This window comes from Sutcliffiella sp. NC1 (assembly GCF_027594365.1).
GTDB classification, from domain to species: Bacteria; Bacillota; Bacilli; order Bacillales; family Bacillaceae_I; genus Sutcliffiella; species Sutcliffiella cohnii.
In genome coordinates, this window is record NZ_CP115153.1 from 4,048,752 (window position 1) to 4,069,785 (window position 21,034).

Sequence of the window (21,034 nt, forward strand, 5' to 3'; positions counted from 1 at the left end):
TTTTCTCCTAATCGTTAAATAAATCAAGCTGCTTCGGTGCTAAGCCTGTGTATTCTACACCTAACATCTCGATAAACATTTTGGCATTGTTCGCTGCATCGCCACCTGAATTATTATTAAATAATATATAAATATCTTTTGATTGTTTTTCTAGTTCTCTTATATGAGGGATCCAATCTTGGAGTTCTTGATTATTATATTTGTATAGGTACCTAATATCGCGCCATTCTTGTCCTTTTACCGGCATAGTCCAAGCATGTACATTTCTTCCATGAAAGCGAACGAGCGTCTTTGTGTTATCCGTTGCATTTACGATAGTGGGGACCGACTTTTCTCCTGCTTGCGGTTCATCACAAACACTATGTATCCACTTTTCCGAACGCATAAACTGTAACGTTTTTTCTTTCATTTCACCTTTAAACCATGATTGATGACGGAATTCTAACGCAACTGGAATGTCCCCCATTTGTGCTCGACACCATCTTAAAGAATCGACGTTTTCTTTACGACAATCAAACCAAGGTGGAAATTGAAATAACACCATACTTAATTTATTTGCTTCCTGCAATGGCTGTAATGATTCCATATACGCTTTAAACATTTCTTCCTTCGTTTCAAATGGGATTTCACCACGCTGATGCCCTGTCATTCCTTGATAAGCTTTTGGAATGAATGTAAAGGTTTCCGGAGTTTCTTGTACCCATTTTTCCACATTCCTTTTCGGTTGGATTGCGTAAAAGTAAGAATCAATTTCAACGATAGGAAAATGAGCCGCATATTCTTTTAATTTATCCCGTGAGGAAACACCCGACGCATAAAGACTATCATGGTCTCCCCAACCAGTCACACCTATATATATCATCCGCTTCACCTCATTTTGTATTATTTTAACACAATGTGATGAAAATCAGTTTTAATAATGCATTTTTATTTGCTTAGTGTGATTGGAAAATAGCTTTCGCGCAGTTTGCTGATTACCTGGGGCATTTTATTTATCAACGAAGCTGGTTTATTTATCACCCCTGAGCTTTTATTTATCAATGATATCGGTTTATTTATCACCTCGCCTCTTTTATTTAACAATGACCTCGGTTTATTTATCACCTCGCCTCTTTTATTTATCAACGGCAGCGATTTATTTATCACTCCACTCCTTTTATTTATCAACGACAGCGATTTATTTATCACTCCACTCCTTTTATTTATCAACGACTTTGGTTTATTTATCACCTCGCACCATTAAAAATTATCAACCACATCTCCATAACGAAAAAACTCGCCATGTAAGTTGGCGAGTTTTCTTTATATTAACCGATAGAGCCTTCCATCTCGAACTTGATAAGACGGTTCATCTCTACTGCATATTCCATTGGAAGTTCTTTCGTGAATGGCTCGATAAAGCCCATTACGATCATTTCTGTTGCTTCTTCTTCTGATAAGCCACGGCTCATTAGGTAGAATAGCTGCTCTTCTGATACTTTCGAAACTTTTGCTTCGTGCTCTAAAGAGATGTTATCTGTGAATACTTCATTGTATGGAATTGTATCAGAAGTAGACTGATTATCCATAATTAGCGTATCACACTCAATGTTAGAACGAGAACCAGCTGCACGTTTACCGAAGTGAACGATACCACGATAAGTTACTTTTCCACCTTGTTTAGAGATAGATTTAGAAACAATCGTAGAAGAAGTATTTGGTGCTAAGTGAATCATCTTCGCACCTGCATCTTGGTGCTGACCTTTACCAGCTAGTGCGATAGAAAGTGTCATTCCACGAGCGCCTTCTCCTTTAAGGATAACTGCTGGATATTTCATTGTTAGCTTTGAACCGATGTTACCATCAATCCATTCCATCGTTGCATTTTCTTCACAAACTGCACGTTTTGTAACAAGGTTGTAAACGTTGTTCGCCCAGTTTTGAATAGTCGTGTAACGGCAGTAAGCGTCTTTTTTAATGATAATTTCTACTACTGCACTATGAAGTGAGTTCGTTGTGTAAACAGGAGCTGTACATCCTTCAACGTAATGAACGTGTGCACCTTCGTCTACAATGATTAACGTACGCTCGAATTGACCCATGTTTTCAGAGTTAATACGGAAATACGCTTGTAATGGAGTATCTACTTTTACTCCCTTTGGTACGTAGATGAATGATCCACCAGACCATACAGCAGAGTTTAAAGCAGAAAACTTGTTATCTGTTGGCGGGATAACTTTTGCCCAATGCTCACGGAAAATATCTTCATTTTCTTTTAATGCTGTATCTGTGTCTTTAAAAACAACACCTAGATCTTCTAAGTCTTCTTGCATGTTGTGGTAAACTACTTCAGATTCATACTGTGCAGATACACCAGCAAGATATTTTTGTTCCGCTTCTGGAATACCTAATTTGTCAAACGTTTGTTTGATTTCTTCAGGTACTTCATCCCAAGAACGTTCAGACTTCTCCGAAGGTTTTACGTAGTACGTAATTTCGTCAAAGTTTAAGCTGTTTAAGTCTCCGCCCCATTGTGGCATTGGCATGTTATAGAAATGCTCTAGCGACTTTAAGCGGAAATCCAACATCCATTGCGGCTCATTTTTCATACGAGAGATTTCTTCAACGATTTCTTTCGTTAAACCACGGCCAGAACGGAAAATGGATACGTCTTTATCTTTAAAACCATATTTATAATCACCGATTTCAGGCATTTTTTTTGCCATCGTTTCGTTCCCTCCATTCTAAGAGGTGAGCAGTTTTTACGATGAAGTAAAACCTGCTCCCTGTTCAGACATTCTATTCTTCAGCTTGACAACCTTTTTCCATTGCCTTCCATGCTAATGTTGCGCATTTAATACGCGCTGGAAATTTTGCCACACCTTGCAGTGCTTCGATGTCGCCTAAGTCAAGTTCATCTTCGTCGTAATCCTTCCCTAACATCATATCATAGAAAATATGTGAAAGCTTAATCGCTTTTTCGACTTCGAGTCCTTTCACAGCTTGTGTCATCATTGATGCAGAAGCCATGGAAATAGAACAACCCTCTCCATCGAATTTTGCGTTTACTACTTTTCCATCTTCTATTTTCATTGTTAGGTGAATGCGATCACCACAAGTAGGATTGTTCATATCTACAGTGATACTATCTTCCTCAATCGCACCTTTATTACGTGGGTTTTTATAGTGATCCATAATCACTTGTCGGTACAGTGTGTCTAAATTATTAAAAGACATTGCTAAAGTACTCCTTTGTCTTCACTAATGCTGCTACTAGCTTATCAATTTCTTCTTCTGTGTTATACAGGTAAAAACTAGCACGTGCAGTCGCAGAGACATTTAACCATTTCATTAAAGGCTGTGCACAGTGGTGACCAGCACGAACAGCAATACCTTCTGCATCTAACACAGTAGCAACATCATGTGGGTGTACATCATCTATATTGAACGTTACTAGTCCAGCTCTTTCCTTTGGACCAAAAATAGTTAAGCCTTCCACTGTAGACATTTTTTCCATCGCATATTTAGCAAGTTTATGCTCATGCTCCAGTATATTGTCTAAGCCAACTTCCTGTAGAAAATCGATAGCTGCCCCTAGTCCTATTGCACCAGCAATAATTGGTGTACCGCCTTCAAATTTCCAAGGAAGCTCCTTCCAAGTCGACTCTTGAAGACCAACGAAATCAATCATTTCTCCACCGAATTCAATTGGCTCCATATTTTCTAGTAAAGCTTTTTTACCGTAAAGAGCTCCAATTCCAGTCGGACCACCCATTTTATGACCTGAGAATGCAAAGAAATCACAATCTAAGTCTTGAACGTCCACTTTCATGTGTGGAGCACTTTGAGCTCCATCTACTACCATAATCGCTCCTTTACGGTGAGCAATACTAGCTATTTCTTTAATAGGGTTCATCGTACCTAAGACGTTAGAAACTTGCATAATAGAAACAATTTTCGTGTTTTCTGTAATAGTGTCTTCCGCATCCTTTAAAGAAATAGTTCCATCTTCTTGAAGTGGAATGTATTTTAATGTTGCTCCAGTTGCTTTTGCAACCTGTTGCCATGGAATGATATTACTATGGTGTTCCATATACGTAATAACAATTTCATCGCCTTCTTTAACGTTTGTACGTGCATAACTGGAAGCAACTAAGTTTAGTGCTGTAGTAGTTCCTCGTGTAAAGATAATTTCTTCCCTAGCTTTCGCATTAATGAAGTTTTTAACTTTATCACGAGCTCCTTCATAACCATCTGTCGCTCTTGTACCTAGTGTATGCACTCCACGATGAACATTTGAGTTATATTCACGATAATATTGATCTAACGCTTCAATAACTTTTAAAGGTTTTTGTGAAGTAGCAGCACTGTCAAGATAAACTAGTGGATGACCGTTAACCTCTTGATGAAGTATCGGAAATTGTTCACGAATATCTTGGATATTCATTACTTAACTTTCCTTTCTATTACTTGAACTAATAGGTCTTTCACCTTTTCAATTGGTAACTCTTTTACTACAGGAGCTAAGAATCCATGAATTACTAGACGCTCTGCTTCACTTTTAGAGATACCACGGCTCATTAAGTAGTATAGTTGCATTGGATCTACACGACCTGCAGATGCTGCGTGTCCAGCCGTTACATCATCTTCATCAATTAAAAGAATTGGGTTCGCATCTCCACGAGCTTTTTCACTTAACATGAGTACTCGAGATTCTTGCTCAGCGTTTGATTTAGTAGCACCGTGCTCAATTTTACCGATTCCGTTAAATACAGAGCTTGCGCTATCTTTCATAACACCGTGTTTTAAAATTTGTCCATCTGTATGTTTTCCATGGTGGATAACACTAGTAGTGAAGTTTTGTTTTTGCTCTCCACGGCCAACTACAACCGTTTTTGTATCTCCAACAGAACCGTCACCGATTAAATGAGTAATGTTTTCAGAAATAGTATCTCCGTCGTTCATTAATCCTAGTGCCCATTCAATTCTTGCATCGCGACCAGCAACTCCACGGCGGTTAACATATGTTGTAACACCTTTACCTAGTGTATCAACTGCACCGTATTGGACAGTAGCATTAGATCCTGCAATTACTTCTGTAACGATATTGAAGATAGATCCTTCTCCATCATTTGTAGAAATATAGTTTTCTACGTAAGTAACGGCACTGTTGTCATCTGCTACGATTAATACGTGGTTAAACATCGCTTCTGCTTGATCATGTACGTAGATTGCTTGGAATGGCTCTTCCACTGTTACGTTTTTTGGTACGTATAGGAATGCTCCACCATTTAATAATGCAGCGTGTAATGCAGCTAATTTATGCTCATCAACTTTTACTCCATCTTTCATGAAGTATTTTTCAACTAACTCGCTATGATTTTTAGCTGCTGTGAAAATATCAGTGAAAATAACACCTTTAGAAGTTAACTCTTCACTTAGGGAAGTATATAGAGCTGTGTTGTCTACTTGTACATATACATTTCCAGCATTCTCAACATCTAATAAAGTTTTTATGCCCTCTGGTAATACATCTAAAGAAGTAAGAGAATTGTTTGCAACTGTATGTTTACTAAACTGTGTAAAGTTCCAGTTCGTAATCTTCGTTTTATCTGGCTTTGGTAAAGGTAGGTCTTCTACCTTCGCAAGAGCTTGTAAGCGAAGATCTAACAGCCACTGAGGTTCTCCTAACTGCTTAGAATAATTGCTGAGGTACTCTTGATCGAACGGTAATTTCGTTTCTAACGTCATGATTATCCCCCTTGCTTACGCTTCTTGCCCTACTGTTTCGTCTTCAATTCCTAGTTCAGCTTTAATCCAGTCATAACCTTCTGCTTCTAAACGTTGAGCAAGCTCAGGCCCACCAGATTTAACAATACGACCTTGCATCATTACGTGAACGTAGTCAGGTGTAATGTAGTTTAATAAACGTTGATAGTGAGTGATGATTAAGCAACCGAAATCATCGCTACGCATTTCGTTAATACCTTTAGATACTACTTTTAATGCGTCAATATCTAAACCAGAGTCAATTTCATCAAGGATTGCAATTTTAGGCTCGATCATCATTAATTGAAGGATTTCGTTACGTTTCTTCTCTCCACCAGAGAAACCTTCATTTAAGTAACGTTGTGCCATTGCTGGATCCATTTCTAAATATTCCATATTTTTGTCCATTTTACGGATAAACTTCATTAAAGAAATTTCATCGCCTTCTTCACGACGTGCATTAATTGCAGAACGTAAGAAGTCAGCGTTTGTTACACCAGAAATTTCACTTGGATATTGCATTGCAAGGAAAAGACCTGCTTTCGCACGCTCGTCTACTTCCATTTCTAACACGTCTTCACCATCAAAAGAAACGCTACCACTAGTCACTTCATATTTAGGGTGTCCCATAATAGCAGACGAAAGTGTAGATTTACCAGTACCGTTTGGTCCCATGATTGCGTGGATTTCTCCACCTTTTACTTCAAGATTTACACCTTTTAAGATTTCTTTATCTTCAATAGATACATGTAAATCTTTAATAGTTAATGTTGAACCCATATTTCTTACCTCCAATGATCTCGTGTTCTATGTGAAAACACATATTATGTTAATTCTCACTTTATTCTCATTACAATCTTATAACAAATTAAAAGTGTTAGCAACCTTTTAAAACTTAAAGTAATTTCCGTTTATCGAATAGGAGAATATAATGAATATCATTATAGTTTTCACTTTTCACCTATGAAAAAAACGTTAATATTTATTTTTAATTTTTTCAACAAAAATGGTAATAACTACTATATCAGTATAATCGAAATCGGTTTCAAAAGTAAAAAAAGCTGATCGATTCTCATTAAAGGGAGAAACGATACAGCTTTATTAACAGTATTATAATTTATTGTATTTAAGTATGGCATCGTCTTTCTATTTCAGAAACTATTTTCAAGCTTTGCTCGTATTCTTTTTCTCGATTACGCTCAACTTCTATTCTTTTACTCAATTTTTGACTATATTCCTCATATCCGATGCCGTGTGCTTGATACATCGCTTTTTCCATTTCTCCAGTGTACTTCATTTGTACGTGTTGGATAATAAACCAATCCTTTCCTATTTAAAAGTGTTTTTTATTTCTCTTAGTTGAGAATGTTTAACACAGTATTAATGATAACAAGAGAGGATGTTTTTCCCAACCCGCATATATCTTTATAGGAGCGCTGTAGGAACTCTGAGGCCATTTCTCATTGTTGCCTACTGTTCTATCGCAGTATTCTTCCTATTTCCTTTAGAATAGTGCTATTACCAAAAAGGAGAAAGGCTATTTAATGTTACTGTGACTCGGAGAAGTCAGTGATGCATTCTTGGACAAGCGTTACCGCCTGGCTCATTGCTGCTCCTCCACCGAAAGCCGCCGTTACTCCACAAGCTTCTAAAATCTCTTCTTCTGAACAGCCATGATCTAGACAGCCTTTTGTATGATATACGATACAATATTCATCTTGAGAATAAATGCTTATCCCTAATGCAATTAACTGCTTTTGTTTTTGATCTAATTTTCCATCCTTAAAACATACTTCTGTAAATTGGTTATAATGACGTGCTATTTCTGGCATTTTTTCAGAAAATACACCAATTCCGTGTTTATACTCTTGTAGTACTGTTTCTGCAAAATTTTGTTCTTTTTCCATGCGCGTTATCACACTCCATCATAATTTCAATGTTAGTATGCTTAATGAAAAATTATCTATGCGCGCATAATTTAATGGTTCAATAGAAAAAGCTACGGTTTTAATCGTAGCTTTTTCGGTAAATTATTTATTTGCAGGGATAACAGAACCTTCGTATTTCTCTGTAATGAAGTTTTGAATATGTTCTGATGTTAATACTTCAATTAACGCTGTAATACGCTCATCGTTCTCATCTTCAGCACGAGCTGCAATGACGTTTACATAAGGGTTGTTCTCTGGAGACTCTAGTGCGATTGCCTCTTCAGCTGGGTTAATATCTGCACCTAAAGCATAGTTACTATTAATTAATACCGCATCTCCATCACCGTTTAAATAGGCAGTTGGTAAGAAAGCCGCTTCAAAGTTGTAATTGAATTTTAAGTTTTTAGGATTGTCTTCAATATCTTCAAGTTGAGCATTCGTAAATTCTACACCTTCTTTAAGGGTAATTAACCCTTTTTCAGCTAATAGAGATAAAATACGACCATGGTCAGGAAGAGAGCTACTTAATAAAATTTCTGCTCCGTCTGGAAGTTCTTCTAAACTATTGTATTTTGAAGAGTATATTCCGATTGGTTCAATATGAACGCCACCAACATTGACAAAGTCATAACCATTTTCTTCGATTTGTGCTTCTAAGTATGGAATATGTTGGAAATAGTTAGCGTCAAGATCACCATCACGTAATGTTTGGTTCGGTAATACATAATCTTGGAACACGTTAATTTCTAGTTCAATTCCTTTTTCCGCTAATAACGGTTTTGCCTCTTCTAATATTTCAGCATGAGGAACGTTAGATGCTCCTACAACTAATTTTTTTGTTTCTTCTTCTGAACCTGTACCTGCCCCGTTATCAGAGTCTGTACCTGTACCACAAGCTGCTAATACGAAAAGAAATAATGATGCTAGTGTGATTGCTAATACTTTTTTCATTTTTGCCTCTCTCCTATCTTTTGCGTATTGTCAAAACTTTATATAGAAATAGGTTATTAAATCCTATATTAGAGGGCTTTATAAGCAAAAAAATTGCCACCCCCTGATTTCTGTAGATAATTGAGGTTACCACACACCCAATTCCAGAAAAGGAAGTGACAATTTGTACCCTCAAATTATAACCTATTTATTAACTTTTATAAACTATCAAGAACAAATTATTCGAACTTTGCTCACTCTATTGATTGGAAAAAGCATGTTCGATAAACCAAAAGAAGCTCCTGTTAATCAGCCTTATCGAAAGCTTCAAATTGATGATTTACCTATCATTGAAAAACCTAAAATGCTCAATTATCAACTTTTATTAGCGGAACACCTTCATTCCAAAGGGAAACCGTTAAAACCAGTACAGCGTCGATCGAATTCTACACCTGTACCGTCTACATTATGTTGTCCGAAGTGTGGTGCTCCTTCTGCGTATCTGTACGCAAACAACGGAGGAAAAGGACAATATCAATGTAAGGTGTGTGCGTGTGTTTTCAATAAAAAGAGTCGTTATCAGAAAGAGGCCATCCTTAAGTGTCCTCACTGTCTTAAAACGCTAGAAAAAATTAAAGAACGAAAAGATTTTCACGTGTTTAAGTGTAAAAATGATCGTTGTTCTTATTATCAAAAGAACTTGAATGCCATGACTAAAAAAGAGAAAAAACAGTTTAAAGAAGATCCACAATCGCTGAAAGTTCGCTACATTTACCGGAAGTTCCACATCGACTATCAACCGTTATCCAAACAATCACCAAAGCAGCCAAAAGTCGATTTATCAAGATTGTATGTTTCACCGCATACACTTGGGCTCATCTTGACGTACCATGTCAATTACGGATTATCGGCCCGTAAAACGGCAGCGATCATGAAGGATATTCACGGCGTGTCTGTCTCCCATCAAAGTATCCTAAACTACGAAAACAGCGTCGCATTATGGCTCAAGCCTTATATTGACTACTTTCCGTATGAGCTGTCGGATCAATTCTGTGGGGATGAAACGTACATCCGGGTCAACGGTCGTTGGCATTATCTGTTTTTCTTTTTTGATGCGGTCAAGAAAGTCATTCTTTCGTATCCAGTGTCACCAAATCGCGACACCGCAACAGCAATACGAGCGATTGATGAAGTACTAGTGAAGCTGAAAGAAATACCCGAAAACCTACAATTTGTAGTAGATGGTAACCCTATTTACTTGTTGGCACAGCATTTCTTCGCAGAAAACCACATATCGTTTGACGTAAAACAGGTCATCGGGCTAACAAATGAAGATGATGTCTCCAGAGAGTATCGACCTCTCAAGCAAATCATCGAGAGACTAAATCGCACGTTTAAAGGAAATTATCGATCGACACACGGCTTTGGTTCTGAACAAGGTTCTGTTTCTTTTGTGACATTGTTTGTGGCTTACTTTAACTTCTTGCGCCCACATTCTTCACTTGAAGGTAAAGTGCCAGTAACAATTCCAGAATTAGAAAAGCTACCAACCATGCCAGCGAGATGGACAGCCCTTATTGGATTAGCCCAGGACTGGATTCAACAACAGTCAGCCTAACTTTTGTTTAGCTGAGCCCTATTCAGCTATCGGCGAAGCGAACTCTTGACAAACCGAACTTACCAATGGTTTAAAATGGAAAGAGTCAAGGGTTTATTTAGCATGCCTTCTTTTGTTCCCTTCGCCCTTGATTGACCTCCGAATAAACCATTGGTGTGTTTGTCAAGAGCGATAGCGAGCAATTCCACCTAATAAATGGTAGGTAGTATGAACCGTGCTAGTTTTTCATAGAACTTTTGACACTACCATCTTTTGTCTAATTTATTTGTTAATAAATCCCCAATAAATTGGATGATAAATACGATAATTAAAATAACGACAGTACTAATAAATGTAACTTGCCAGTTATTACGTTGGAAGCCATCTAAGAAAGCTAGATTTCCAAGTCCACCAGCTCCTACAAAGCCCGCCATCGCTGTATAACTAACAATCGCTATAGCTGTAACTGTAATACCAGATACGATTGCCGGCATAGATTCTGGAATAAGCACTTTCCAAATAATTGTTGTCGTTCTTGCACCCATTGATTTGGCAGCCTCAATAACACCTTTATCAATTTCACGCAAACCAATTTCAACCATTCTGGCATAAAAAGGTGCTGCACCTACTACTAATGCGGGTAGGGCTGCGTTTGCGCCGATAATAGAACCTAACATAGCTCTTGTTACCGGTATTAATAGAACAATTAATATAATAAACGGAATAGACCTGAAAATATTTACAATGGCTGCAATAATGCTATTAAAAAATTTATTTTGCAGTAAGTTTCCTTTAGAGGTGAGAAAGAGTAATAACCCTAAAATAATACCTAAGACGAATGTAATCGCAACAGAAATGGTTGTCATATACACCGTTTCTTGCGTTGCTTCCCAAACTCTATCCCAATTCACACGATCAAACATTCGTCATCACCTCCAGTTCCACTTGTTGCTCTCGGATGTATTGAAGTGCTGAATCTATTTGTGCTTCCGCTCCATCGACGTGAATGAACAATGTACCATACGGACCGTCCTGCGTATAAGATACCTTCCCCTGCAGAATATTGACGTCAACATCGAACCTTTTAATTAAGTGAGTAATAATCGGTTGTTCTGCTGAATCTCCTACGAATGTTAGTTGTACTATTTTTCCACTCTCGTACGTTTCTAGCAAATGTTCAATCGAGTCTTTCGCTTCTTCTGGCTCTGAAACTTGCTTAACAAATTTTTGCGTAATGAGCTGCTTCGGCTTACGGAAGACATCTAATACGTTACCTTCCTCTACAACAGATCCATTTTCCATCACAGATACACGATGACAAATTTTACGGATAACGTGCATTTCATGCGTAATTAATACAATGGTTAAGCCAAGTCTTTTATTTATATCAACGAGTAGCTCTAATATAGAATCTGTCGTTTGTGGATCTAACGCGGAAGTTGCTTCATCACATAACAACACTTTTGGGTTGTTCGCTAACGCTCTCGCTATACCGACACGTTGTTTCTGCCCACCACTTAATTGGGATGGATAAGCATTTTCTCTACCTGTTAATCCGACAAGCTCGATTAGTTCATCCACACGTTTCATACGCTCTTTTTTATTTACTCCAGCAATCTCTAATGGGAAAGAAATATTTTCACGAACCGTTCGTGACCATAGCAGATTAAAGTGCTGAAAAATCATACTAATTTCTTGGCGGGCTTTACGTAGTTCACGACCTTTAATTTTAGAAATATTACGACCAGCAACTGAAACCTCACCAGAAGAAGGCTTTTCCAATCCGTTCAACATACGAATTAATGTACTTTTCCCGGCTCCGCTGTAACCAATAATTCCATAAATTTCTCCTTTGTGAATCGTTAAATTCACATCGTCCACAGCCGTTACTACCCCGCTTTTAGCTTGAAAGATTTTCTTTACATTTTGCAAACTTATCATGATGTCCACCTTCTTTCGCTTCACCTATTTTATTTATTCTTAAACAAACGTTTATTTGCTATTCTAGTAAAGATTAGTGTCAACCTTTTTAAAAAATAAAAGAGCCTTTCTGCGACATGACAGAAAGGCTCATTAAAAAATCCTTTCTCTCATCTCTCAAAGCAACTACGCTTTGTGTGAATTGGCACCATTTCAACTAAGTTGACGGTTGCCGGGCTTCAACGGGCACATTCCCTCCACCACTCTTGATAAGAGTTTTAGACATATTTATTTTTACGTTAAGTAGCTAACACTTTAAAACGTTTAAGTATCGGAATTACGAATGTAATCGTATCACGGTACAAAATAGCTGTCAATATATTTTTTACAAAGAATTATGAAACGATGTTTATATTTGTAGATTTATGTTTTGCCATTACAAAAATAGATTCCAGTAATAAAAAGTGCCGATATGTTCCTTTAAATTTGATGTTAGGATCACTCAAAGGTATTACACCCTTCAACAAATCTGTTATATTTTCTTCTTCTCCTGCTATCAGTACATCTCCATTGACATTTGCTTCCACGATAGAAATACCTTCTTTTGCAAACTGCAATTTCACGTCCACTTGATTAAAGGTTTTTATCGTACATATAATTGGATAGGTAGGCAGAATTGGTGTAATAAATGATTTCTCATTAACTCGTTCAACAAAATCTTGTATCATTTCGTCCATTTGCATTGACATTATCCTCCGTGATTTCCGTATTGTTATACAATTACGATAAAAATGGAGAATATCCTTTCCTTTTTTCAAAACAAATATCGTCAATTTCCGAAAGTGATGTTCTATTTCCCAAGAAATATGTCTTATTTACGAAATATTTGCTACCTGTTGATGTACCACTTTTTTGCTATTTCGAGTAAATACGATATAAAAGAAGATAGAGCTACATATATAAAGGCAAGCTGTAATACAAAATACAACTGCATATCCCCAATAACTACCTAAATAAAAGACAATCCCCATCGAAACAGGTCCCATACTCGCCCAACCTATGTTAAACACCATTTGGTTAATGGAATTTGCCAACCCTTTCATCGAGTCGGCAACCTTTTCCATCATTAATGATGTTATGATCGGATTTGCTGCATTCATTAGAGCTTGGCGAAATAAAAATCCTAACGCCGCGAACCAAAAACTATACGTAAAAGCAGTAAGAAGCATAAAAGGAATCGACAATAATTGTAATAAAACAATTGCTTTAACTTCCCCAACTCTTTTTACGAGGGCTGGTCCAATAATCATGGCAACAGCTGTAACCGCTTGACCTAATGAGAGAATAAATCCAATAGAAGTGTTACTTGTTTCAAATCTGTCGGCAAAATAAAGGTTTAAATACGGGATTACTAATCCAGATCCAAAGCCGATTAGCAGTTGTGCAAATGCAAAAAAGCCAATTAATTTTAACTGAGTTTTATTTAAACGAAAACTTTGTAATAAAGATGTTTTTTCTTTTTTTATTTCTCGCTTCTTTTCCATCATTTTTACAATTGGTAACAGTCCCAATAAACAAAAGACTGTTCCGATAATCAATGTTCCTCTAACACTCCAAACGGGAGATAACTGGAAGAGATGCAGAAAGACGTCCGTTAATGTGCCACCTAATAAATTTCCTATTACGTTTGAACCTGTCATAACGGCAAAATGCAAACTAAATAGTCGCACTCTTTCTGCTTGACTAGAGTTTTCTGCTAACCATGGGACTGCAGAAACTTGTAAAAAGGCAAGTGTTAAACCAAATAAAAAGGCGGTTAGTAACAATAAACCTTCCGCTTCAAATGTACTTCTCAATAACATAAAAGAGGAAGTTAAAATTACGCCCGTTACCATCATTTTCTTACGACCGAATTTATCACTTAATAACCCAGCCGGAATTAAAATTATTGCAGCAGCTAACGAAGACATCGCAATCATACTACCATTTACCTGCTCAGCGAAACCTAATTCTCTTATGTAAAAGTTATACATCACCATAAAAATGCCTAGTCCAATTTGGATGAAAATGTTAGCTATAAAAAAGAGACGAATGTTTTTATTATAATGAACGAACGGTTGTAACGCTTTATTGTAGAGACCTTTCATTATACCCTCCATGAGAAAAAATATTTCGCTTCCCTAAGTAATAGTAGTGTGTTTTTTCTGAAAAGTAAAGAAGATTTAATAAATAAAATTATAAAAAAATGTGAGTGGGTTGATTAGGGGCAATAAGGCACTTTTCCTAATTATAAGTGCAGTTAAACACCGCCCTTATAGTAGGCCAAAAAGAAAAACACCTTTTAGAAGGTGTTTCAATTTATCTTACTTTGAAGTTCATTAAACCAATGATATAAATGTTCCACTGATTGTAAGGCGTATTTCTTCTCTAATAGTTTTCCTTTATAAAACACAATTACACACGGTACACTTTCAATTTCCCATTTTAATGCAAGCTCTCTTGCATAATTAACATCTATTTGGCCGAAAACTAAGTTTGGAAACAATTCTTTCGTGATGTTTAACATTTTACTAGCTAGTCCGCATGTGCCACACATCGGTGTATAAAAGTATACGACCGATAACGTTTCCTCCCCTTCTATTTCCTCTAAAAGTTTCTCTCTCGTCCACTCGTTCATTTTGTAGTTCATCCTTTTTCATTGCAAATATTGTGTATTTACATCTATATTAGCACTAAGTAACACAGATGCAACATGATGATATGGTGCTGTTGCTACTTCTCGATATGCACGATCAATATATAAATGTTCCGCTTCAGGAAATTCTTTTTTAAACAACTTTCTTAATTTTTCTCCGGCAAGATCACTATCGACTAATATATAGACTTCTTTATCAAAAAGCTCTTCCACAAGATCATCTAACTTAGCAAGGCTGATTGTGCCATTTGTACATATGATATTTACTCGTTCTTTTAGTACTTGTTCTACTCTCTTTTTATCTGTTTTACCTTCTACTATGATCACTTTTTCCCCATCGAAGATTTCCATACTTATCACCTTTATCTTTTAATAGTTAGGCTGACAAAATATGCAGTCTATCTTGTTAAGCGACGGTGTGTATTTTAATTATTGATTTTGCTGGAGAGAGAGTTATCTTAAGAACAGATTGAATGATTTTCCTTGTCGTCGCTTGACAATATTCCCCTTACATAAACATATTCGCTTTAGCGTTATTGTTCCCCTTCTTTTTGTTAAAATGGGGTTTTATTATTTTCGAGTATAAGGTGAATGTTGTGAGTGGAGTTAATATTTGGGTTTAAGTAAGAGTAAGTCCTAATATCTTCTTAGTATGAGCTGGGTTGGTCGAAAAAGGTTCGCAGCTGGTGTGAAAGTGAGGCCGGTTGGCCGAATAGTGGCTGTTGGTGGCGTGAATGTGTGGCCGCTTGGCCAAATAGTGATTGCGGTTGGCGTGAATGTGAGCCCGGTTGGCCGAATAGTGGCTGCTGGTGGCGTGAATGTGTGGCCAGTTGGCCGAATAGTGGCTGCAATTGGCGTGAAAGCGAGGCAGTTGCCGAATAGTGGCTGCAATTGGCGTGAATGCGAGGCAGTTGGCCGAATAGTGGCTGTTGGTGGCGTGAATGTGAGCCCGGTTGGCTGAATAGTGACTGCTGGTGGCGTGAATGTGGCTCCGGTTGGCCGAATAGTGACTGCTGGTGGCGTGAATGTGTGGCCGCTTGGCCGAATAGTGATTGCGGTTGGCGTGAATGTGAGCCCGGTTGGCCGAATAGTGGCTGCTGGTGGCGTGAATGTGTGGCCGCTTGGCCGAATAGTGATTGCGGTTGGCGTGAATGTGAGCCCGGTTGGCCGAATAGTGGCTGCTGGTGGCGTGAATGTGAGGCCAGTTGGCCGAATAGTGGCTGCAATTGGCGTGAATGCGAGGTCAGTTGGCCGAATAGTGGCTGCAATTGGCGTGAATGCGAGGTCAGTTGGCCGAATAGTGACTTCAGGTGGCGTGAATGCGAGGCCAGTTGGCCGAATAGTGGCTGTTGGTGGCGTGAATGTGTGGCCGCTTGGCCGAATAGTGATTGCGGTTGGCGTGAATGTGAGCCCGGTTGGCCGAATAGTGACTGCTGGTGGCGTGAATGTGGCTCCGGTTGGCCGAATAGTGACTGTTGGTGGCGTGAATGTATGGCCGCTTGGCCGAATAGTGATTGCGGTTGGCGTGAATGTGAGCCCGGTTGGCCGAATAGTGACTGCTGTTGGCGTGAGTGTGAGGCCGCTCCGTTCCACGGTCTCCACGTTTTATCCATTTCTTAATGGAACACAGAAAAAACGGAGCAGATTATCTACTCCGTTTTTCTTAGCACCAACCGTTTTCGTCGTCACAGTCGACGTATTTCATATCAGGCTCTGTCGGGACTTGAACTTGTTGGTATATTTTCGTACCGTTTTGTTCGAAGCCAGATTTAAGCTCGAATTCGTTACCGTTTGGTGTGAATGTGACTTGTCCAATTGGATCATTTTCTAAATACAATTGAAAGCCGGTATCACACAGTTTTCCTGTAACACGGTCAGTTATATCTAAACGTTGTTGTTGAAGTGTCATTTTCTCCACCCTTTTATTTGCTTATAAGCAGGTTGAATTCTGCTTTATATCAGTTAGAGTGTCCAAAATGAAATAACGTTATTAGTCTTCTTTTACTAACTCTTCGTATTGCTCTGCAGTCATTAAATTATCTACTTCACTGCTATCAGAAAGTTCTACAACAATCATCCATGCTTTTTCGTAAGGAGACTCATTTACGAATTCTGGGTTATCGTTTAAATCTTCATTTACTTCTACTACTTTTCCACTAACAGGTGAATAAAGCTCAGAAACAGTTTTAACTGATTCTACACTTCCGAATGAATCGTCAACCGTTACTTCATCTCCTACTTCTGGAAGCTCAACGAATACGATATCTCCAAGCTCAGATTGTGCAAAGTCCGTAATACCGATACGCACTTTACCTCCTTCTTCTTTTACCCACTCATGCTCTTTAGAATAACGTAATTCTTTTGGTGTGTTCATAAAAAAATCCTCCTTAAAGATAGTATAAATTTATGTAAAGCTTCCCTTTTTTAAAGTAGATAGCTTTCTAAAATGGTTTTATTTCCATGTTTCTTCAAAGTGCTTTTCGTTAAATCCAACAGTCACTTTCGTACCATCTGTCGTAATTGGACGTTTAATTAACATACCATCTGATGCTAAAAGCTCTAACATCTCTTCTTCTGTAGCCGTTTTTAGTTTATCTTTTAACCCAAGTTCACGATATTTCATACCGCTAGTATTAAAGAACTTTTTTAGTTCTAATCCACTTTTTTTATATAGTTCATGAAGTTCATCACGACTTGGTGGATTTTCAACAATATGTATTTCGTTGACTTCGATTTCATTTTGAGTTAACCATTTTTTTGCATTTCTACAAGTGCCGCATTTTGGATACCAATAAAACGTTACGCTCACTAATATCAACCACCTTACTTTGTTATTTACTCCATATTGTAGCACAATCATACACTATAGTTCTAATAACAAAATGCAGTCTTCCCAACATATTCGACGTTTTCTGCAAAAAACCTCTTTTCTTTTATACTTTCTTAAATTTATGTAATTACAGCTGTTCGTTCCTCTGCAAATTTTCATATTTTACGGGTTAGTCCGAAGCCCTTTGCCTTTGACGACAGCGAAAGCTATAGTGGTTCCCATTAAGAAAATCAATGTTCTACAAAAATAAAAGGACGACATTTTACATGCCGTCCTTTCTTTTTATAGAATCATTTTTAAAGGGGTTAAAAATGGACCTAATTAAACAGTATATTTTTCAGCTTCTAAAACTGCTGCAGCGATTTCACGTTTTTTCTCGATTACATTGATTGGATTATGACGAGTAAATTTACGTAATGCTGAAATCATCATGCGTAAAGTGTCTCCACTCTCTGCTGCAACTAACGTTTCTTTTGCATCTGCTTCAATAGCATTGAATGCTTCTTGACAGAATACTTCTGTGTATAATACTTTTTGTTTATTTTTCTCTAAGCCGCTTTTTTGGATTGCTTTTTCTGTACGTAGAATAGCAGATTCCATCGCATAGACGTTAGAGATGATATCAGAAATGTTAACTAATAGCTCTTGTTCTTTTTCTAATGCTTTACCGTATTTTTGCGCGACTAAACCTGTCATTAAGATCGCAATTTTTTTCGCGTTCTTTAATAAATATTTCTCTTGGTCTAAAACGCCATCGCCAACTTCTTCAGGCATAAGCATCATTAATTCTTCTTGAAGTTGCATTGCTTTTTGAATTAATGGAAGTTCACCTTTTAATGCTTTACGTAAGAACGTACCAGGCACTAAAAGACGGTTAATTTCGTTTGTACCTTCGAAAATACGGTTAATACGAGAGTCACGGTACATTCTTTCTACTTCGTACTCAGCCATGAATCCGTACCCACCATGGATTTGGACAGCTTCGTCTACTACGTAGTCTAGTGTTTCGGAAGCGAATACTTTATTTAAAGAACACTCAATTGCATATTCTGCAACTGCTGCTGCAACTGCTTTTGGATCTTTTTCTTGCTCAAGAGTCAATGCACCTTGGTTGTTCTCATATAAACCTACTGTACGGTATACAGAGCTTTCTGCCGCATATGTTTTTGTTGCCATGTTCGCGATTTTTTCTTGAATTAAAGAGAATTTTGCGATAGGCGTTTTGAACTGTTGACGTTGGTTTGCATATTGAGCAGCTAATTCTACTCCACGCTTAGATCCACCAACAGTACCAACTGCTAATTTGTAACGACCGATATTTAATATGTTGAACGCGATTACGTGTCCGCGACCAATTTCACCTAATAAGTTTTCTTTCGGTACAACTGCATCTTCTAATACTAACGTACGAGTAGAAGATCCTTTAATACCCATTTTCTTTTCTTCTGGACCTGTAGAAACTCCAGGGAATTCGCGCTCTACGATGAATGCGGAGAAGTGCTCGCCATCTACTTTAGCGTACACTACGAATACATCAGCAAAACCAGCGTTTGTGATCCATTGTTTTTCACCGTTTAGTACGTAGTGAGTGCCTTCTTCGTTTAATTTAGCAGTAGTTTTTGCACCTAAAGCGTCTGAACCTGAACCTGGCTCTGTTAACGCGTAAGCAGCAATTTTCTCACCTGTTGCTAAGAAAGGTAAGTATTGTTTCTTTTGCTCGTCATTACCGAATAATACGATTGGTAAAGAACCGATTCCTACATGTGCGCCGTAAGATAAAGAGAATCCACCAGCTCTAGAGAATTTTTCTGTAATTAAAGAAGAACTGATTTTGTCTAAACCGAATCCGCCGTACTCTTCAGGTACATCTGCACCTAATAATCCAAGCTCGCCAGCTTCTTTTAGTAACTTTACAGAAACATCAAAGTTATGATGTTCAATTTCTTCAATGTTAGGTACAACCTCGTTTACTACGAAGTCTTCCGTTGTTTTCGCAATCAGTTTATGCTCATCGTTTAGATCTTCTGGAGTGAAAATTTTATCAGCTGTTAAGTCTTCAATTAAAAAGCTTCCGCCTTTTACAACGTTTTCAACTGTATTTGACATGGTAAATCCCCCTTATTGTATGATTGGCCCCCGTATGAGAGGGCCTTACAAAATTATGCTAATAGTTCGAATACACCAGCGGCACCCATTCCGCCACCGATACACATACTTACTAATCCGAACTGTTCGTTTCGACGTTTCATTTCGTTAAGTAATGTTAACGTTAGTTTTGATCCAGTACATCCTAGTGGATGGCCAAGAGCGATTGCTCCACCGTTAACGTTTACTTTGTCTTCATCTAAGTTAAGCTCGCGCATTACTTGGATTGCTTGAGATGCAAATGCTTCGTTTAGCTCGATTAAACCGATATCAGAAAGCTCTAATCCAGCAAGCTTTAATGCTTTCGGAATTGCAACTACTGGACCAATTCCCATTACTTCCGGCGGAACTCCACCTACTGCAAAGGAACGGAATTTAGCGATTGGTTTTAAACCTAGTGCTTCTGCTTTTTCTCTTTCCATTACTAGTACAGATGCAGCACCATCACTCGTTTGTGAAGAGTTACCAGCAGTTACAGATCCTTGGACGTTAAATGCTGGTCTTAATTTCGCTAATATTTCCATCGTTGTGTTTTCACGAACACCTTCATCTTGAGAGAACGTAAATGTTTTTTCTTTTAATTTATTGTCTGGTCCTACATTTCTTACCGTTACATCGACTCCAACGATTTCATCAACAAATTTACCTTCTTTAATAGCTGCTGCTGCTCTTTGGTGACTACGTACAGCGAATGCATCTTGATCTTCACGACTTACTCCGTACTTTTGCGCCACTTGCTCTGCAGTATGACCCATGCCCATGTAATATTCAGGAGCAGTTTCCACTAGGCGTGCGTTCGGTCGAACAGTGTGACCAACCATCGGAACCATACTCATTGATTCCGCTCCACCAGCGATGATCGATTCCGCATGACCTAACATAATTCTTTCAGCAGCGTATGCGATTGTTTGTAGCCCCGATGAGCAGTAACGATTAATTGTAATAGCTGGTACACTATTCGGAAGCCCTGCTAATCCTCCAATATTACGAGCCATATTTAACCCTTGTTCTGCCTCAGGCATGGCACAACCGAAAATTAAATCATCGATTGGCCCGTCGTAGTTACTAGCTCTTCTTAACGTTTCTTTTACTACTAATGCACCTAAATCATCAGGACGAACGTTCGCTAATGAACCTTTTCTTGATTTACCGACAGGTGTTCTCGCACCCGCTACGATGACAGCTTCTTTCAACATGCTCCCCCACCTTCACATTGTTTTTTCTATAAATATAGGTATCTA

The 21,034-nt window shown here is 38.0% G+C and carries 22 protein-coding genes and 1 riboswitch; of the genes, 2 read left to right on the plus strand and 20 right to left on the minus strand.

The window, feature by feature from the left end:
- Nucleotides 1–7: 7 nt before the first annotated feature.
- The 9 genes from O1A01_RS21145 to O1A01_RS21185 all read right to left on the minus strand — a co-directional run bounded on the left by O1A01_RS21145 (nt 8) and on the right by O1A01_RS21185 (nt 8,627).
- Nucleotides 8–862: a DUF72 domain-containing protein gene (locus O1A01_RS21145; protein WP_270064908.1), complete on the minus strand. Its 855-nt coding sequence runs from the start codon at nt 860–862 to the stop codon at nt 8–10.
- A gap of 445 nt (nt 863–1,307) precedes the next feature.
- Nucleotides 1,308–2,705 (minus strand): Fe-S cluster assembly protein SufB, encoded by a 1,398-nt coding sequence (sufB, locus tag O1A01_RS21150; protein WP_066419570.1) that lies wholly within the window; start codon nt 2,703–2,705, stop codon nt 1,308–1,310.
- Nucleotides 2,706–2,778: 73 nt separating this feature from the next.
- Entirely contained in the window at nt 2,779–3,216 is a 438-nt protein-coding gene (gene sufU, locus O1A01_RS21155; RefSeq protein ID WP_066419565.1) for a Fe-S cluster assembly sulfur transfer protein SufU, read from the minus strand.
- Complete coding sequence (locus O1A01_RS21160) at nt 3,206–4,426, minus strand: cysteine desulfurase (RefSeq protein WP_066419563.1); 1,221 nt, start codon at nt 4,424–4,426, stop codon at nt 3,206–3,208. Before O1A01_RS21160 ends, sufU begins: the two co-directional genes overlap by 11 nt.
- On the minus strand, nt 4,426–5,730 hold the full coding sequence (gene sufD / locus O1A01_RS21165; RefSeq protein WP_066419561.1) for a Fe-S cluster assembly protein SufD: 1,305 nt from the start codon (nt 5,728–5,730) through the stop codon (nt 4,426–4,428). The genes O1A01_RS21160 and sufD overlap by 1 nt, the downstream gene beginning before the upstream one ends.
- A gap of 15 nt (nt 5,731–5,745) precedes the next feature.
- Nucleotides 5,746–6,528, minus strand: a complete 783-nt coding sequence (sufC, locus tag O1A01_RS21170) for a Fe-S cluster assembly ATPase SufC (protein ID WP_066419560.1) — start codon at nt 6,526–6,528, stop codon at nt 5,746–5,748.
- 346 nt (nt 6,529–6,874) lie between these two features.
- The gene (locus O1A01_RS21175; RefSeq protein WP_157076692.1) at nt 6,875–7,027 is read right to left on the minus strand and encodes a YuzK family famiily protein; all 153 of its coding nucleotides are present in this window, start codon (nt 7,025–7,027) and stop codon (nt 6,875–6,877) included.
- A gap of 268 nt (nt 7,028–7,295) precedes the next feature.
- Nucleotides 7,296–7,655, minus strand: coding sequence for a carboxymuconolactone decarboxylase family protein (locus O1A01_RS21180; protein ID WP_066419559.1), 360 nt, complete (start codon nt 7,653–7,655; stop codon nt 7,296–7,298).
- Between the two features lie 123 nt (nt 7,656–7,778).
- Nucleotides 7,779–8,627 (minus strand): MetQ/NlpA family ABC transporter substrate-binding protein, encoded by an 849-nt coding sequence (locus O1A01_RS21185; RefSeq protein ID WP_066419558.1) that lies wholly within the window; start codon nt 8,625–8,627, stop codon nt 7,779–7,781.
- Between the two features lie 163 nt (nt 8,628–8,790).
- Here O1A01_RS21185 and O1A01_RS21190 point away from each other — a divergent pair, with 163 nt between their 5' ends.
- Complete coding sequence (locus O1A01_RS21190) at nt 8,791–10,224, plus strand: DDE-type integrase/transposase/recombinase (protein WP_270064909.1); 1,434 nt, start codon at nt 8,791–8,793, stop codon at nt 10,222–10,224.
- Nucleotides 10,225–10,466: 242 nt separating this feature from the next.
- Here the strand turns inward: O1A01_RS21190 and O1A01_RS21195 are convergent, their stop codons facing one another.
- The 6 genes from O1A01_RS21195 to O1A01_RS21220 all read right to left on the minus strand — a co-directional run bounded on the left by O1A01_RS21195 (nt 10,467) and on the right by O1A01_RS21220 (nt 15,169).
- Nucleotides 10,467–11,126 (minus strand): methionine ABC transporter permease, encoded by a 660-nt coding sequence (locus O1A01_RS21195; RefSeq protein ID WP_270064910.1) that lies wholly within the window; start codon nt 11,124–11,126, stop codon nt 10,467–10,469.
- The gene (locus tag O1A01_RS21200; RefSeq protein ID WP_270064911.1) at nt 11,119–12,144 is read right to left on the minus strand and encodes a methionine ABC transporter ATP-binding protein; all 1,026 of its coding nucleotides are present in this window, start codon (nt 12,142–12,144) and stop codon (nt 11,119–11,121) included. Before O1A01_RS21200 ends, O1A01_RS21195 begins: the two co-directional genes overlap by 8 nt.
- 146 nt (nt 12,145–12,290) lie before the next feature.
- Nucleotides 12,291–12,399: riboswitch (SAM riboswitch) on the minus strand.
- A 119-nt stretch (nt 12,400–12,518) separates the two neighbouring features.
- Nucleotides 12,519–12,866: a hypothetical protein gene (locus tag O1A01_RS21205; RefSeq protein ID WP_066419551.1), complete on the minus strand. Its 348-nt coding sequence runs from the start codon at nt 12,864–12,866 to the stop codon at nt 12,519–12,521.
- Nucleotides 12,867–12,998: 132 nt separating this feature from the next.
- Nucleotides 12,999–14,270 (minus strand): MFS transporter, encoded by a 1,272-nt coding sequence (locus O1A01_RS21210; protein WP_066419550.1) that lies wholly within the window; start codon nt 14,268–14,270, stop codon nt 12,999–13,001.
- Between the two features lie 206 nt (nt 14,271–14,476).
- Entirely contained in the window at nt 14,477–14,800 is a 324-nt protein-coding gene (locus O1A01_RS21215; protein WP_066419548.1) for a thioredoxin family protein, read from the minus strand.
- Between the two features lie 18 nt (nt 14,801–14,818).
- The gene (locus O1A01_RS21220) at nt 14,819–15,169 is read right to left on the minus strand and encodes a toprim domain-containing protein (protein ID WP_066419547.1); all 351 of its coding nucleotides are present in this window, start codon (nt 15,167–15,169) and stop codon (nt 14,819–14,821) included.
- A 301-nt stretch (nt 15,170–15,470) separates the two neighbouring features.
- Here O1A01_RS21220 and O1A01_RS21225 point away from each other — a divergent pair, with 301 nt between their 5' ends.
- Nucleotides 15,471–15,779 (plus strand): hypothetical protein, encoded by a 309-nt coding sequence (locus O1A01_RS21225; protein WP_270064912.1) that lies wholly within the window; start codon nt 15,471–15,473, stop codon nt 15,777–15,779.
- A 702-nt stretch (nt 15,780–16,481) separates the two neighbouring features.
- On the opposite strand, the gene O1A01_RS21230 is transcribed toward O1A01_RS21225, so the two are convergent.
- The 5 genes from O1A01_RS21230 to O1A01_RS21250 all read right to left on the minus strand — a co-directional run bounded on the left by O1A01_RS21230 (nt 16,482) and on the right by O1A01_RS21250 (nt 20,986).
- Nucleotides 16,482–16,727 carry a YusG family protein gene (locus tag O1A01_RS21230; protein ID WP_270064913.1) on the minus strand — a complete coding sequence of 82 codons (246 nt, stop codon included), beginning with the start codon at nt 16,725–16,727 and terminating at the stop codon, nt 16,482–16,484.
- Nucleotides 16,728–16,808: 81 nt separating this feature from the next.
- Nucleotides 16,809–17,192: a glycine cleavage system protein GcvH gene (gcvH, locus tag O1A01_RS21235; RefSeq protein WP_066420639.1), complete on the minus strand. Its 384-nt coding sequence runs from the start codon at nt 17,190–17,192 to the stop codon at nt 16,809–16,811.
- 78 nt (nt 17,193–17,270) lie between these two features.
- Entirely contained in the window at nt 17,271–17,627 is a 357-nt protein-coding gene (locus tag O1A01_RS21240) for an arsenate reductase family protein (protein WP_066420638.1), read from the minus strand.
- A 342-nt stretch (nt 17,628–17,969) separates the two neighbouring features.
- Nucleotides 17,970–19,754 carry an acyl-CoA dehydrogenase FadE gene (locus O1A01_RS21245; protein WP_270064914.1) on the minus strand — a complete coding sequence of 595 codons (1,785 nt, stop codon included), beginning with the start codon at nt 19,752–19,754 and terminating at the stop codon, nt 17,970–17,972.
- Between the two features lie 53 nt (nt 19,755–19,807).
- The gene (locus O1A01_RS21250) at nt 19,808–20,986 is read right to left on the minus strand and encodes an acetyl-CoA C-acetyltransferase (protein WP_270066445.1); all 1,179 of its coding nucleotides are present in this window, start codon (nt 20,984–20,986) and stop codon (nt 19,808–19,810) included.
- Nucleotides 20,987–21,034: the final 48 nt, after the last annotated feature.

What these genes read in the sequence shown, in the direction of transcription:
- O1A01_RS21145 (WP_270064908.1), bottom strand. Translation starts at nt 862, where the DNA reads ATGATATATATAGGTGTGACTGGTTGGGGAGACCATGATAGTCTTTAT.
- sufB (WP_066419570.1), bottom strand. Translation starts at nt 2,705, where the DNA reads ATGGCAAAAAAAATGCCTGAAATCGGTGATTATAAATATGGTTTTAAA.
- sufU (WP_066419565.1), bottom strand. Translation starts at nt 3,216, where the DNA reads ATGTCTTTTAATAATTTAGACACACTGTACCGACAAGTGATTATGGAT.
- O1A01_RS21160 (WP_066419563.1), bottom strand. Translation starts at nt 4,426, where the DNA reads ATGAATATCCAAGATATTCGTGAACAATTTCCGATACTTCATCAAGAG.
- sufD (WP_066419561.1), bottom strand. Translation starts at nt 5,730, where the DNA reads ATGACGTTAGAAACGAAATTACCGTTCGATCAAGAGTACCTCAGCAAT.
- sufC (WP_066419560.1), bottom strand. Translation starts at nt 6,528, where the DNA reads ATGGGTTCAACATTAACTATTAAAGATTTACATGTATCTATTGAAGAT.
- O1A01_RS21175 (WP_157076692.1), bottom strand. Translation starts at nt 7,027, where the DNA reads ATGGAAAAAGCGATGTATCAAGCACACGGCATCGGATATGAGGAATAT.
- O1A01_RS21180 (WP_066419559.1), bottom strand. Translation starts at nt 7,655, where the DNA reads ATGGAAAAAGAACAAAATTTTGCAGAAACAGTACTACAAGAGTATAAA.
- O1A01_RS21185 (WP_066419558.1), bottom strand. Translation starts at nt 8,627, where the DNA reads ATGAAAAAAGTATTAGCAATCACACTAGCATCATTATTTCTTTTCGTA.
- O1A01_RS21195 (WP_270064910.1), bottom strand. Translation starts at nt 11,126, where the DNA reads ATGTTTGATCGTGTGAATTGGGATAGAGTTTGGGAAGCAACGCAAGAA.
- O1A01_RS21200 (WP_270064911.1), bottom strand. Translation starts at nt 12,144, where the DNA reads ATGATAAGTTTGCAAAATGTAAAGAAAATCTTTCAAGCTAAAAGCGGG.
- O1A01_RS21205 (WP_066419551.1), bottom strand. Translation starts at nt 12,866, where the DNA reads ATGCAAATGGACGAAATGATACAAGATTTTGTTGAACGAGTTAATGAG.
- O1A01_RS21210 (WP_066419550.1), bottom strand. Translation starts at nt 14,270, where the DNA reads ATGAAAGGTCTCTACAATAAAGCGTTACAACCGTTCGTTCATTATAAT.
- O1A01_RS21215 (WP_066419548.1), bottom strand. Translation starts at nt 14,800, where the DNA reads ATGAACGAGTGGACGAGAGAGAAACTTTTAGAGGAAATAGAAGGGGAG.
- O1A01_RS21220 (WP_066419547.1), bottom strand. Translation starts at nt 15,169, where the DNA reads ATGGAAATCTTCGATGGGGAAAAAGTGATCATAGTAGAAGGTAAAACA.
- O1A01_RS21225 (WP_270064912.1), top strand. Translation starts at nt 15,471, where the DNA reads ATGAGCTGGGTTGGTCGAAAAAGGTTCGCAGCTGGTGTGAAAGTGAGG.
- O1A01_RS21230 (WP_270064913.1), bottom strand. Translation starts at nt 16,727, where the DNA reads ATGACACTTCAACAACAACGTTTAGATATAACTGACCGTGTTACAGGA.
- gcvH (WP_066420639.1), bottom strand. Translation starts at nt 17,192, where the DNA reads ATGAACACACCAAAAGAATTACGTTATTCTAAAGAGCATGAGTGGGTA.
- O1A01_RS21245 (WP_270064914.1), bottom strand. Translation starts at nt 19,754, where the DNA reads ATGTCAAATACAGTTGAAAACGTTGTAAAAGGCGGAAGCTTTTTAATT.